General features: G+C 72.7%; 10 protein-coding genes. 3 read left to right on the forward strand and 7 right to left on the reverse strand.

All coding sequences use genetic code 11. The features are described from left to right. Window positions 1–57: 57 nt before the first annotated feature. Together ACIRD7_RS15790 and ACIRD7_RS15795 are read left to right on the forward strand one after the other, a co-directional pair. Window positions 58–2,433, forward strand: a complete 2,376-nt coding sequence (locus tag ACIRD7_RS15790; protein ID WP_403453393.1) for a glycosyl hydrolase family 95 catalytic domain-containing protein — start codon at window positions 58–60, stop codon at window positions 2,431–2,433. Between the two features lie 26 nt (window positions 2,434–2,459). Then, window positions 2,460–3,620 (forward strand): SGNH/GDSL hydrolase family protein, encoded by a 1,161-nt coding sequence (locus tag ACIRD7_RS15795; protein ID WP_403453856.1) that lies wholly within the window; start codon window positions 2,460–2,462, stop codon window positions 3,618–3,620. Window positions 3,621–3,636: 16 nt separating this feature from the next. Here ACIRD7_RS15795 and ACIRD7_RS15800 read toward each other — a convergent pair whose 3' ends face one another. From ACIRD7_RS15800 to ACIRD7_RS15820, 5 genes are all read right to left on the reverse strand, one after another. Next, window positions 3,637–6,576, reverse strand: coding sequence for an ATP-binding protein (locus ACIRD7_RS15800; RefSeq protein ID WP_403453394.1), 2,940 nt, complete (start codon window positions 6,574–6,576; stop codon window positions 3,637–3,639). Between the two features lie 93 nt (window positions 6,577–6,669). Continuing rightward, window positions 6,670–7,023 (reverse strand): UBP-type zinc finger domain-containing protein, encoded by a 354-nt coding sequence (locus tag ACIRD7_RS15805; RefSeq protein WP_403453395.1) that lies wholly within the window; start codon window positions 7,021–7,023, stop codon window positions 6,670–6,672. Beyond that, window positions 7,020–8,459 (reverse strand): ATP-binding protein, encoded by a 1,440-nt coding sequence (locus ACIRD7_RS15810; protein ID WP_403453396.1) that lies wholly within the window; start codon window positions 8,457–8,459, stop codon window positions 7,020–7,022. The genes ACIRD7_RS15805 and ACIRD7_RS15810 overlap by 4 nt, the downstream gene beginning before the upstream one ends. Then, entirely contained in the window at window positions 8,456–10,132 is a 1,677-nt protein-coding gene (locus tag ACIRD7_RS15815; protein ID WP_403453397.1) for an FAD-dependent oxidoreductase, read from the reverse strand. Before ACIRD7_RS15815 ends, ACIRD7_RS15810 begins: the two co-directional genes overlap by 4 nt. 139 nt (window positions 10,133–10,271) lie before the next feature. Then, window positions 10,272–10,625, reverse strand: a complete 354-nt coding sequence (locus tag ACIRD7_RS15820) for a VOC family protein (RefSeq protein ID WP_403453398.1) — start codon at window positions 10,623–10,625, stop codon at window positions 10,272–10,274. 62 nt (window positions 10,626–10,687) lie between these two features. On the opposite strand from ACIRD7_RS15820, the gene ACIRD7_RS15825 reads away from it, so the two are divergent. After that, a complete protein-coding gene (locus tag ACIRD7_RS15825; protein WP_403453399.1) occupies window positions 10,688–11,560 on the forward strand; it encodes a universal stress protein in 873 nt (290 codons plus the stop codon). Between the two features lie 10 nt (window positions 11,561–11,570). On the opposite strand, the gene ACIRD7_RS15830 is transcribed toward ACIRD7_RS15825, so the two are convergent. Continuing rightward, complete coding sequence (locus tag ACIRD7_RS15830; RefSeq protein WP_403453400.1) at window positions 11,571–12,836, reverse strand: DUF4032 domain-containing protein; 1,266 nt, start codon at window positions 12,834–12,836, stop codon at window positions 11,571–11,573. A gap of 40 nt (window positions 12,837–12,876) precedes the next feature. After that, entirely contained in the window at window positions 12,877–13,623 is a 747-nt protein-coding gene (locus tag ACIRD7_RS15835) for an MBL fold metallo-hydrolase (RefSeq protein ID WP_403453401.1), read from the reverse strand. Window positions 13,624–13,662 lie beyond the last annotated feature (39 nt).

Below are 13,662 nucleotides of genomic sequence, written 5' to 3' on the forward strand. Positions count from 1 at the left end.
CTCAGTCGGGGCCCGGCCGTGCGCCGGGCCCCGGCCCCGGACGTACCCGGAGCCCTCATGAACGCCGACCCGAACCGGCCGAGCCGAAGAACCCTTCTCTCCCTCGCCACCACCGCGGGCCTCACCGCCGCCCTCGGCACCCTGCCCACGTTCACCGCCTCCGCCGCGCCGGTCCGCCCCGCCGAGGTCCCGCTGCCCGCCGACGCCGCCCGGCACCGGCTGTGGTGGCAGGCACCGGGCGACGAGGGCTCGCTGATCGAACAGGGCCTGCCCGTCGGCAACGGCCGTATCGGCGCCCTCGCGAGCAACGACCCCGGCCGCGAGCTCCTCCTGATCACCGACGCCACCATGTGGACCGGCGGCCTCAACGACACCCTCGACCAGGACGGCCAGTTCCCCTACGGCCGCTCCGACTTCGGCTCGTTCACCCTGCTCGCCAAGCTCGCCGTCGACATCCCCGACCACGACCTCGGCGGCGTCAACGGCTACCGCCGCACCCTCGACCTGGCCCAGGGCCTGGTCACCAGCTCCTACGTCCGCTCCGGCGTCACCTACCGGCGTGAGATGTACGCCAGCCACCCCGACGACGTCATCGTCCTGCGCTTCACGCAGAGCGGCGGCGGCCGCTACACCGGCAGCATCACCCTCACCGGCACCCACGGCGAGCAGCCCACGGCCGCCGAGTCCTTCGGCGCGGCCCTCCCCAACGGCCTGCGCTACGGCGCCGCCGTCAAGGCCCGCGGCACCGGCGGCAAGGTCACCCTCGAGGGCACCCGCATCGACTTCTCCGGCTGCAAGGACCTCACCGTGGTCGTCAGCGCCGGCACGAACTACGCGCCCGACGCGCAGGCCGGCTTCCGCGACCCCTCCCTCGACCCCGAGCGACTGGCCCGGACGAAGGTCCGCGCCGCCGCCGCGGAGTCCGCCGACGCCCTGCGCCGCACCCACGTCGCCGACTACCGCGCCCTGTACGGCCGCCTCGACATCTCCCTCGGCACCTCCACCGAGGCACAGCGCGCACTGGACACCTGGGAGCGCCTGCACGCCCGTACCCTCGGCCCCGAACCCGACCCGGAACTGGAGGCGGCCTACCTCCAGTACGGCCGCTACCTCATGATCACCGGCTCGCGCGACAGCCTGCCGATGGGCCTGCAGGGCCTGTGGCTGGACGGCAACGATCCGGACTGGATGGGTGACTACCACACCGACATCAACATCCAGATGAACTACTGGATGGCCGACCGCACCGGCCTGTCCCCCTGCTTCGACGCCCTCACCGACTACTGCCTGGCCCAGCTGCCGTCCTGGACCGACACCACCCGCCGCCTGTTCAACGACCCGCGCAACCGCTACCGCAACTCCACCGGCAAGAACGCCGGCTGGACGGTCGCCATCTCCACCAACCCGTACGGCGGTGGCGGCTGGTGGTGGCATCCGGCGGGCAACGCGTGGCTGTGCACCACCCTGTGGGAGCACTACGAGTACACCGGCTCGCGGGAGCACCTGAAGCGGATCTACCCCCTCCTGAAGGGCGCGTGCGAGTTCTGGGAGGCGCGGCTGCTCACCACCACCCTCCCCGGCACCTCGAGGGAGGTGCTCATCGCCGACAGCGACTGGTCTCCGGAACACGGCCCGCTGGACGCCAAGGGCATCACCTATGCTCAGGAACTGGTGTGGGCGCTGTTCGGGAACTACTGCACCGCGGCGGCCGAGCTGCGGAAGGACACCGACTACGCGGACACGATCGCCTCACTGCGCAGAAAGCTGTACCTGCCGCAGGTCAGCCCGACCACCGGGTGGCTGGAGGAGTGGATGTCGCCGGACAACCTGGGTGAGACGACGCACCGCCACCTGTCCCCGCTCTACGGCCTGTTCCCCGGGGACCGTATCCGACCCGACGGCTCCACCCCGGCCGGCGTCGTGGCCGGCGCCACCGCCCTGCTCGCCGCGCGCGGCATGGAGAGCTTCGGCTGGGCCAACGCCTGGCGCAGCCTGTGCTGGGCCCGCCTGAAGGACGCCGACAAGGCCTACCAGCTCATCGTCAACAACCTGCGCCCCTCGACCGACGGCAGCAACGGCACGGCGTTCAACCTCTTCGACATCTACGAGGTGGAGCGGGGCCGGGGCATCTTCCAGATCGACGCCAACTTCGGCACCCCGGCCGCGATGGTCGAGATGCTGCTGTACTCCCGGCCCGGACACATCGAGCTCCTCCCCGCCCTGCCCGACGCCTGGGCTGCCTCCGGTCACGTCCAGGGCGTCCCCGCGCGCGGCGGCTTCGAGGTCGACCTGCGCTGGCGCGACGGGAAACCGGCCGAGGCCGAGATCCGCAGCGTCGGCGGCCGCACCACCACGGTCCGGTACGGCGCGGTGTCCCGCTCGGTCACCCTTGAGCCCGGCGAGTCCGTCACGCTGAAGGAATTCACCCGGTGAGGGCCGCGCTCCCGCTGACAGCCGCCCTGCTGACGCTCGTCGCCTGCCAGTCCGCGCCCCCCGAGGCGACCGGTGACCCCACCGGCGTCGTCACCTGGGCGGCGAGTGCCGACGGCATGGGCGACGGCGTCGCGGGCCGCAGCTACCGGCTCGTCGTGCACACCAGCGTCGGCGGCACCGGTGTGCGGGTCCGGCTCTCCAACGCCTTCGGCGACCGCCCGCTGACCCTCGACAGTGTCCACGCCGGCATCCAGCTGCGCGGCGCCGAGCTGCGACCCGGCAGCAACCGGCGCCTGGCCTTCGGGGGCGAACGGTCCGTCACCGTGCCGGCGGGGGAGACCGTGTGGAGCGACCCGCTGCCCGGCAGGCTGGCTCCGGCGACCAACCTGGTCGTCAGCCTGCACAGCCCGGACGCGGGCGGCCCGGCGAGCGGTCACTGGATGGCCATGCAGACGTCCTACGCCACCCAGGGCGACCACACCGCCGAGGAGAGCGGAGCCGCGTGGACCATCCCCACCGGCTCCTGGTTCTACCTCGACGCCGTCTCCGTACAGGCCCCCAAGGGCACGGGAGCCGTGGTCGCCCTCGGCGACTCCATCACCGACGGCTGGCAGTCCACGTCCGAGCTGAACCGGCGCTGGCCGGACTACCTGGCCCGCCGCCTGCGGAAGGCGGACACCGCGGTCAAGGGCGTCGCCAACGAGGGGATCTCGGGCAACAAGGTCCTCGCGGACGGCCCCGGCCAGAGCTCCCTGAACCGGCTGGACCGGGACGTCCTGTCCCAGCCCGGCGTACGGACGGTGTTCCTGTTCCAGGGCGTGAACGACATCAAGGCCCACTCGGGTGTCACGGCCGACGACCTGATCGAGGGATACCGCGAGATCGTCGACCGGGCGCACGCGGCCGGCAAGTGCGTCGTCGGCGCGACCGTGGCCCCCTTCAAGGGCTGGCACGAATGGGACCCGGCCGCCGAGGCCGTACGCCAGGAGGTCAACACCTTCATCCGCGACGGGGGCGAGTTCGACGCGGTCACCGACTTCGACCGCATCCTGCGCAGCCCCTACGACAAGGAGAGGATGCTTCCCGCCCTCGACGGCGGCGACCACATACACCCCAACGACAAGGGCATGCAGGCGATGGCCGACGCCGTCGACCTGACGGCGCTGGACTGCGACGCCGGCGGCTGACCGGCCGCACCACGCGTCAGCCCACGGCCTCCTCGCGGGAGATCAGCCCCTCCCGGTAGGCGATCGCCACCGCCTCCGTACGGCTCGCGGCGCCCAGCTTCGCGAGGATGTTGGAGACATGGACGCTCGCCGTCTTGCCGGTGATGTACAGCTCCTCGCCGATCTGCCGGTTGCTGCGGCCGAGCGCGAGCAGGTGCAGGACGTCCTGCTCGCGGGCCGTGAGCGGGGAGGACCGGTCGGCGGCGGGCTCCGCGAGGCGGCCGCGGCGGATCAGCGCGTCCAGGCGCTCCACCAGCGGGGTCGCGCCCAGCCGGGCCGCCGTCTCGCGCGCGGCCCGGGCCTCGGCGGCCGCCGCCTCGCGGTCCTCCGCCGCCAACAGGGCCTCGGCGTACCGCAGTCGGCACCGGGCCCGCTCGTAGTCGTCGCCGTAGTCGAACGCGGCCACCGCCTTCGCCCACACCTCGGCGTCCGCACCGGTCACGGCCCGCCTCCACTCCGCCTCGGCGCGGGCCAGCCACGCCATGCCCTCCGGGCCCTGCGGTGTGCCGTCGCCGCGTACGGCCGTCGCCCGTGCCGCCTCGACCAGCTCGGTCGCCGTGTCCGCCCAGCGGCGCGCCCCGGCCGCGTCCCCGCTCTGCCGCAGTCCGGCGGCCCGGTCGGCGACCGCGGACAGCGCCAGGGCGGCCAGCCGGACCGTGGCGTCGGGCGGTGTGCCCGCCTCGTCGGTGAGCGCCGCGACGGTGGACCGCATCCGCTCCACGGCCGCCTCCGCGTCACCGCGCAGCGCGGCGGCGTCGGTGAGCGCGATGCCCGCGACCAGCGTGGCCATCCAGTCGAACGGCCCCGCCAGCAGGGCACGGGCGCGCTCCACGGGCGCGAAGTCACCCCGTGCGAGAGCGACGTACAGCGCGGGACCCACCGTGTAACCGCCCGCGGCGGGCAGCACCTCGGCGTCGGCCGCCGCGACGGCCAGACACTCGTCCCAGCGGCCCAGGGTGTACAGCACCAGCAACTGCAGATACCGCATCTCCAGCGGATACGGCGAGGACAGCAGCCCCGCACGCCGCGCCCGGTCGAGGCCCTCCGCGAGCCAGGGCAGGCAGCCCTCCAGATCACCGGCCTCGAAACAGCCGACGGCGAGGTTGAACAGGGCGCGCATCTCGACCGGCGCGTTTCCCGAACCCCGGGCCAACTCCCGCGCCTCGCATAGCCGTTCACGGCCCTCCGGGGTGCGCCGGCCGCCGCCCTCCAGCACCGCCAGCGAGATGAGCAGATCCGCTCGGGCGTCCGTCACCTGGAGCTCCTCGGCGATGCCGAGGGCCTTGTGGGCGACCCGCAGCGCCGTCTCGTACTCCCCGACCTGACGCGCCGCGAGGACATGGGTGGCCGCCGCCCACAGCCACGTCCGCGACGGAGGCTCCGCCGGGATCAGGGCGAGCGCCTCGCTGCTGTAGGCGTAGGCCGCCGACAGGCTGTCCACGCCGAGCAGGTTGCCGGCCAGTGTGTAGCGGACCCGGGCGGCCAGTTCGGTGTCCGTGTCCCGGCCGACGCCCGCGAGCGCGGAGCGGGTGAGGGAGACCGCCCGGTGCGACTCGCCGGCGTGGGCCGCCGCGGCCGACGCGCGCAGGGTGAGCGTCACCCGGTCGTTGCCCTCGCCCTGAGGCCGTGCCGCCGGCTCCACCGACGACCACAGGTCGAGGGCGGTCTCCAGATGGCGTAGTTCCTCGGCCGGCGCGCCGACCCGGCGTGCGTGGGCGGCGGCCTCCAGGGAGGCGGCCAGGGCCTCGGCCAGGTCATGGCTCTCGCGGTAGTGGTGGGCGCGCTCCGCCGCCGTCTCGTCCGGACGGCCGCGCCCGGCGAGCAGCCGCGCGAACGTGCCGTGCAGCCGGGCCCGTTCGCCGGGCAGCAGGTCGGCGTAGACCGCCTCGCGCGCCAGGGCGTGCCGGAACGCGTACGTGTCGCCGTCGCCCGGCACCAGCAACTGCCGCCCGACGGCCTCGCGCAGAGCCGACTCCAACTCGTCCTCCGCGATGGCGACCGCACCGCGCAGCAGGGCGTGCTCGACGCGCCGCCCGGCGACCGCGGCCGTACGCAGCACCTGCTGGGCGGTGTCGGACAGCTGCTCGAACCGGATGAGCAGAACGTCGGCCAGTCCGCTCGGCACCCCGCCCGCCTCCGTGTCCGTGGCCGCGACCAGCTCCTCGGCGTAGAAGGCGTTGCCCTCGGCCCGCTCCACGATCCGGCGGACCGTGGTGTCCGGCAGCGGCCGCTCCTGCACGGCCCGCACCAGCTGAGCCACCTCGGTGTCGGCCATGGGCCGCAGCTCCAGCCGCTCGACGGCGGGCAGCCGCACCAGCTCGGCGAGCAGCGGCCGCAGCGGATGCCGCCGGTGCAGATCGTCCGCGCGATACGACGCGAACACCGCCAGCCGGTGACCGGGCGCCCCGCCGGCCGTGCGCTGCAGGATCCCCCGGCTGAGCAGGAACCGCAGCAGATCACGGGACGACTGGTCCGCCCAGTGCAGATCCTCCAGGACCAGCAGCACCGGAGCGAGGTCCGCCAGATCGGCCAGCAGCCCGGCGATGCCCTCGAACAGCCGCAGCCGGTCACTGACGGCGTCCGTCCCGCCGCCGAGCAGCCGCCCGACGACGGGATGCGCGTCGAGGACACCCGCGAACCGCTCGTCCCCGGCGAGCACGCCCAGGACCTCGGTGAACGGCAGATACGGCAGCCCGACATCGCCGAGATCGACACAGTGCCCGGTGAGCACGGTCATGCCGTCGGCGGCCGCCCGCCCCGCCACCTCGTCCAGCGTCCGCGTCTTGCCGACCCCCGCGTCCCCGGCCACCAGGACGGCCCGGGCCTCGCCGCCCCGGGCACGCTCCAAGACCCCGGAGAGCCGGGCGAACTCGCTGTCCCGCCCGATGAGCGGCGTAATGAAGGAGGCTTGCGACACGAAGACATCCTGCCACTCACCACTGACAGGGGCTTTCCGCTCCTGCCTTCCCGGCTCCCGGGCTCTTCCCGGCTCCCAGGCTCTTCCAGGATCCTAGGCGCGCAACGTCTTCGCCCAGTCCGCCGGAACCCGCCCCGCCGGACCCGGCGTCGGCTGGTCCGCCGGATGGCTCGCCGGAGGCGCCAGTTCGGGCCCGGACTCGAACAACTCGTTCGTGGCGTAGTTCCAGTACCAGGCCTCACCCGGCTCGAAGCTCTGCACCAGCGGGTGCCCGGTCTCCCGGAAGTGCGCCGTGGCGTGCTTGGCGGGCGAACTGTCGCAGCACCCCACGTGCCCGCACTGCGCGCAGCGACGCAGATGGAACCACCATCCGCCGTCCGCGTCGCACTCCGGGCACCCGCTGCCGCTCGGCGGCACGCTCTCGTCGATACCGTTGATGCCGGTCATGAGGCCTCCTCGGAGGTGAGCGGGAGCAGCACCTGGAACCGTGTGTCGCCCGGCTCGGACTGCACCTGGATGGTGCCGTGGTGCTTGTTGGTCACGATGCGCCAGGAGATGTCGAGTCCGAGCCCCGTGCCCTCGCCCACGGGCTTGGTGGTGAAGAAGGGATCGAAGATCCGGCTCTTGTTGTCGGCCGGGATCCCCACCCCGGTGTCACGGAACTCCACCAGCAACCGGTCGTGATCCGGCGCCGTCCGCACCGTCAGCGTCCCTTCGCCGCCCGCGCTGTTGATCGCGGCGACCGCGTTGTCGATCAGGTTCGTCCACACCTGGTTGAGCTCGGCCGGGTAGGCCGGGATCCTCGGCAGCGTGCGGTCGTAGTCCTTCACGACGTCGATCCGCGGGCCGATCTTGCCCGACAGCATCAGCAGGGTGCTGTCGAGGAGTTCGTGGACGTCGGCGTTCTGGAAGGGCGCGCGGTCCAGCTGCGAGTACTGCTTGGCCGCGTCGACCAGGTGCGAGATGCGGGTCGTCGAGTCGTTGATCTCGTCCATCAACAGCTCGGTCTCGACGGTGTAGTTGAGCCAGCCGATCGCGCTCGGCAGGATCTCCTCGTCCACCGCCGCCGCGACCTGGTCCAGCCAGTCCACGTCGAGCCCCGCCTGCACGAAGGTGGGCGCGATCCGCCAGCCGTCCTGGATGTCGTGGTCGTCGAGCCAGTCGGTGACCGTGTCCTCCCGGTCGGCCGCCTCCAGCGGACTGAGCGTGGGCGCCTTGGCGACCCGCTCCGCGGTGCGTTCCTGAAGGTCGATGAGGTTGGCCATGACCTCGGGGGAGTACGAACCCTGCGCGATGATCGCCAGCTTGTGCCGCATCTTGCCCACCCGCTCGCGCAACGTCGCGGTCGCGCGTACGGCCGCCGCGGCGGGGTTGTTGAGCTCGTGCGTGAGCCCGGCGGACAACGAGCCCAGCGCCAGCAGCCGTTCGCGCTGCCCGATGGCCTGCTGGGTGCTCTTCGAACCGAAGAAGAGGCCCTCCAGCAGGTGCACCGCCATCGGGAACCACTCGCGCATGATGTCCGCGAACGTGTCGGCGGGCAGCACGAAGAAGCGGGTCGGCTCGGTGACCCGCATGGAGTTGTTGTAGACCTGCCGGACCCGGTCGCCCAGGTACGCCTGCATGGACCCGGCGTACACCCCGCGCTGGGACGTCCGGGTCACTTCGACGTCGTCCCCGCCGACCCGGCGGTACAGCACGACCGTGCCCTCGATCATCACGTAGAAGCAGGTCGCGGGGTCACCCTCGGTGTACACCGGGCCGGGCTCGTACGTCTCCACCCGCCCCTCGCCGCACAGCCGGGCGAGCTGCTCTGGGGTGAGCTTCTCGAACAGGAACAGCGACCCGATCTCCGCGGGCTCGCACGGGAGCACCGGCCCGCTCATGACTGCTCCAGGTATCGGTGGACGAGCATCACGGCCATGGCTCCCTCTCCGACGGCGGACGCGACGCGCTTGGCGGACTCCGAGCGCGCGTCGCCCGCCACGAACACACCGGGCACGTTGGTCTCCAGGTGGTACGGCGGCCGGTCCAGCTCCCAGCCGGCCGGCGGCCGCCCGTCGGCGGTGAGGTCGGGCCCCGCCAGGATGAACCCGCGCTCGTCCCGCAGCACCGTCTCGTCCAGCCAGTCGGTCAGAGGGGCCGCGCCGATGAACACGAACATCCACTGGGCGTCGACGCGTTCGGTGTGCCCGCTGTCCACGTCACGCAGGGTCAGCTGCTCCAGATGGTCGGAGCCGTGCGCGGACTCTACGGTGGTCCGGGGGCGCACCGAGATGTTCGGCGCCTCCTCGATCTGCTGGATCAGGTAGTGCGACATGGACGCCGACAGCGAGGACCCGCGCACCAGCAGCGTCACCGACTTCGCGCCCCGCGACAGGTACATCGCCGCCTGCCCCGCGGAGTTGGCGCCGCCGACGATGAACACGTCCTGCCCCTGGCATGCCGGGGCCTCGGTCAGCGCCGACCCGTAGTAGACCCCGCATCCGGTCAGGTCGTCGCAGCCCGGCGCCTGGAGCTGCCGGTAGGACACGCCGGTCGCGAGGATCACGCTGTGCGCGGCGACCGCCGAGCCGTCCGAGAACCGTACGATCCGGGCGCCGCCGCTGACCTCCAGTCCCGTCACCTCGCGCGCGGTGAGGATCTCGGCGCCGAACTTGGCGGCCTGCCGCCGGGCCCGGTCGGTGAGCTGGGCGCCCGAGACGCCGTCCGGGAAACCGAGGTAGTTCTCGATCCGGGAGCTCTGTCCGGCCTGCCCGCCGGTCGCCGACCGCTCCACCAGCACGGTCCGCAGCCCTTCCGACGCCCCGTACACGGCCGCGCCGAGCCCGGCGGGTCCGCCGCCGATGACGACGAGGTCGTAGAAGTCGGCGGTCGGCGTCGTCGCCAGGCCCACCTTCGCGGCCAGCTCGGGTGCCTCGGGTGCCACGAGGGGTGTCCCGTCGGGTGTGACCACCAGCGGCAGCCGCTGCCCGTCGTGCCCGGCGGCGGCCAGCAGCCGCTCGCCCTCCGGCTCCTCGGCCGAGTACCAGCGGTAGGGCACCTGGTTGCGGGCCAGGAACTCGCGCACCTCCGACGAGCGCGCCGACCAGCGGTGCCCGACCACCTTGGTGCTGGGCACCGGCCGGTAGTCGCTGCGCCGCCACGCCTCCAGCAGGTCGTCCAGGACCGGGTAGAGCTTCTCCTCCGGCGGGTCCCACGGCTTGAGCAGGTAGTGGTCGAGGTCGACGACGTTGATCGCGTCGATCGCGGCGTTGGTGTCCGCGTACGCGGTCAGCAGCACCCGCCGTGCGCCCGGGTACACGTCCAGGGCCTGTTCGAGAAACTCGATGCCGTTCATCTGCGGCATGCGGTAGTCGGCCAGGATCACCGCGACCAGGTCGCCGCGCAGCTTCAGTTCGCGCAGCGCCTCCAGCGCGGACTCGCCCGACTCCGCGCGCACGATCCGGTGCGACTCGCCGTAGCGCCGCCGCAGATCGCGGGCGACCGCCCGGGAGACTCCCGGGTCGTCGTCCACGGTCAGGATGACGGTCCGCGCTGCTTCGGCGGCCTGTGCCATACGTCTCCCACCCCGGGCGTCGCTTCTCGGCGCGGCGGCGAGCGTCCCCAGGGCGCGGGTCGCCGAGCCGACTCCCGGCCATCGTATGTTCGATCCGCGCGGTTCGCTCAGGTACGCGGACGGCCGCCCGCGAGCACGCTCAGCGGTGCCGGGGGCCGAGCACGCAGAACTCGTTGCCCTCCGGGTCCAGGAGCACGACCCACGGCTGGTCGCCCTGGCCGATGTCCGCGCGCCGCGCCCCGAGTGCCAGGAGACGGTCGACCTCGGCGTCCTGGTCGTCCGGGCGGAAGTCGAGGTGGAGGCGGTTCTTGACGGTCTTGCCCTCCGGGACGGGCGCGAAGAGCAGTCCGGGCAGGCGGTCCCGCTCCGGCCGGATCTCGAACTCCTCGGCCGAGTCGTTCACCACGACCCAGTCGAGCGCCCGCGCCCACCAGCTCCCCAGGGCCACGGCGTCGGCCGCGTCCACGTTCACCTGCTCCCACTCCAAAGGCATGGTCGCAGCGTAGTGAAGACTGGGCCCCAGGGATGTGACCGCGACACAAGGAGGCAGCCGGAATGACGCGCCCGATCACGGCAGGGGTGGACGGATCGGAGGAGAGCCTCGCCGGGCTGGCCTGGGCCGCCCGCGAAGCCGTCCGCCGGGGGCTCCCCCTGCGGGTGGTGCACGCCTGGCGGTTCCAGCAGCACGACGCGATCGACGCGGGCGACGAGGACACCCAGGCCCAGTGGGTGCGCGACGGGCTGGCCGAGGCCGCCCGGTCCGTCACCGAGAAACATCCGGGTCTGGAGGTGACCACCGATGTCGTCGAGGGCACGCCCGCCGAGGCGCTCGTGGCCGCCGCGGCCGAGGCCGAGACGCTGGTGCTGGGCTCACGCGGCCACGGCCGGGTCATCGGGTTCCTGCTGGGCTCGGTCGGACAGCAGGTGATCGCCGGGGCCACCCGGCCCGTCGTGCTCGTACGCTCCGGTGACCAGGCCTCCAACGAGGTCGCCGGACACGAGATCGTCGTGGGCCAGCAGGGAGACCCGGAGGACAGCGCCGCCGCCCTGCGGTTCGCGTTCGAGACCGCCGCGGCGCGCGGTGCGGCGGTGCGCGCGGTACGGGCGTGGACCCTGCCGCCGCTGTTCGCCTACAGCCCGGGCTCCCTGAAGCTGCTCGACGAGGCCGGGGGACTGGAGCCGTACGAGAAGAAGGCGCTGGCCGACGCGCTGAAGCCGTGGCGGGAGCGGTTCCCGGACGTCCATGTCGTCGAGCACGTGGAGATGGGCAGCGGCGGACAGGTGCTGCTCTCGGTCGCCGGGCGGGCCCAGCTGATGGTCGTCGGGCGCCGGGCCCACCGTAGCGCCGTGGGCGTCCGGATCGGCTCGGTGGCGCACGGCATGCTGCACCACGCGGACTGCCCGGTGGCCGTGGTGCCGCACGAATGAGGCAGGTGAGTCAGTCGGACGTCCGAGTCAGCCCGGCCCCGTCCTCGGACATCGTCGGCTGGAGCGTCTCCCGGGCCGTCGGCAGGATGTTGCTGATGTAGTCCTCGACCACCGTGTCCAGGCCGATGTCGTGCTGCGCCCGCTCGGACAGGTACCAGCGGTGTTCGAGCAGCTCGTGGTAGATCTCGGCGGCGTCCATGGCACCGCGCAGTTCGAGCGGCACGGCCCGCACGGTGGGGCGGAAGACATCGCGCACCCAGCGGTGCGCGAGCACCTCAGGGCGGGCGCCGAGGGGGTCACCCGGGTCGTAGTCGTCCTGGGTGGCCATCCAGCTCTCCAGGTCGTTCAGCAGCCGCCGGGCCTGGTTCTCCTCGGTGTCCAGGCCCGTCAGGCGCAGCAGCTGACGCTGGTGGTGACCGGCGTCGACGACCTTGGGCACGAAGGTGACCGTGTCGCCGTTCGCGGCGTGCTCGATCTGCATCTCGGCCACGTCGAAGCCGAGCTCGTTCAGGCGGCGTATCCGGCGCTCTATGTAGTGGTACTCGCCCGCCGGATAGACCGAGGTGCGGGTCAGCTCCTCCCACAGGCTCCGGTAGCGGGCGCAGATCTCGGTGCCGAACTCGATCGGGTCGACGGAGGGGTGCAGCGCCCCGGACGCCTCCAGGTCCAGCAGCTCACCGCTGATGTTGACCCGGGCGAGGTCCAGGTCGTAGTCGCGCTGGCCGTCGCTGAGCTGCGGATGCAGATCGCCGGTCTCGGCGTCCACCAGGTAGGCGGCATAGGCGCCCGCGTCCCGCCGGAACAGCGTGTTGGACAGCGAGCAGTCGCCCCACGCGAACCCGGCGAGGTGGAGGCGGACCAGCAGCACGGCCAGCGCGTCCATCAGACGGTGCATGGTAGCGGGGCGCATGGTCGTCTCGAACATCGAGCGGTACGGCTGTGAGCCGCGCAGGTGCCGGGTGACCAGGACCGACTCCAGCGGGGCGCCGGCCGCGTCGGTGCGGCCGGTCACCACGGCCAGCGGGTCGACCGCCGGGATGCCGATGCGGTCGAGGTCGCGCAGCAGCTCGTACTCACGCAGCGCCGGGCGCTGGGCGAGCTCCTTGACGGCGATCACCTCGCTGCCGGCCCGGGCGTAGCGCACGATGTGCCGGGAGATGCCGCGCGGCAGCGGGACCAGGACCTCGTCCGGCCACTTCTCCAGGGGCAGCTGCCAGGGCAGCTCCAGCAGCAGGGCGGGGTGCTCCGGATTGGTCGCGCTGATCTGGAGTGCCATGGGCCGTTCGTCCTCGCCTCGCTGTGATCGTCAGCTCACCCTAGACGGCGCGCTCGCGGGCCTGAAGAGCGGCTTCCCGCACCGGGCCGCGGTGCAACGGCCCGTGCCCGGGCAGCAGCACGTCGCCCTTGAGGGCTTCGAAGACGTCCAGCGAGGCGATGGCCTGGGCCCGCTCGTGGTGGAACATGTCAGGCAGCAGTTGCGGCCCCTTGAGCCGCGAGGTGGGATGCCCGCTCACCAGCGCGTCGCCGGCGATCACCACGCCGGCGTCCGGCAGGTGGTAGGCGCTGTGGCCGTCGGTGTGGCCGGGCGTGTGCACCGGGACCGGCCGGCCGGGCAGGTCCAGCGGGCCCGCCGACGGGAACGCCTCGGGGGAGGTCACCGGGACGTGCGCGGTGCCGCCGGAGCGGATCGCGTGGATCGCCCAGGGCAGCACACCCGGCCGCCAGCCGTTCTTGAGGACCGTCCCGACGTTGACCTGGTGCAGGAACTCCCGGCGGGCGTGCGGCACTTCGGCCTCGTGGAGGTATATCGGTGTGCCGTAGGTGGCGCGCAGGTACTCGGCGTTGCCCAGGTGGTCGGTGTGCGCGTGCGTGATCAGGACGGCCTCGACGGCCTCCGGCGCACTGCCGACCTCCGTGAGCGAGGCGAGCAGCTTGGCCCGGTCGCCGGGGTATCCGGTGTCGATCAGTGTGACCGCGTCCCCCTCGGTCAGGATCACCCAGTTCGTGTTGCTGCCGTGCACCAGATAGGTGCCGTCCGCGACTTGCTGCGCATCTGCCCGCATGATCGTCCCGCGTGATGAGGTCCGTGCCCGACGGACACA

It is taken from the genome of Streptomyces sp. NPDC093568, from assembly GCF_044764945.1.
Classification (GTDB): domain Bacteria; phylum Actinomycetota; class Actinomycetes; order Streptomycetales; family Streptomycetaceae; genus Streptomyces.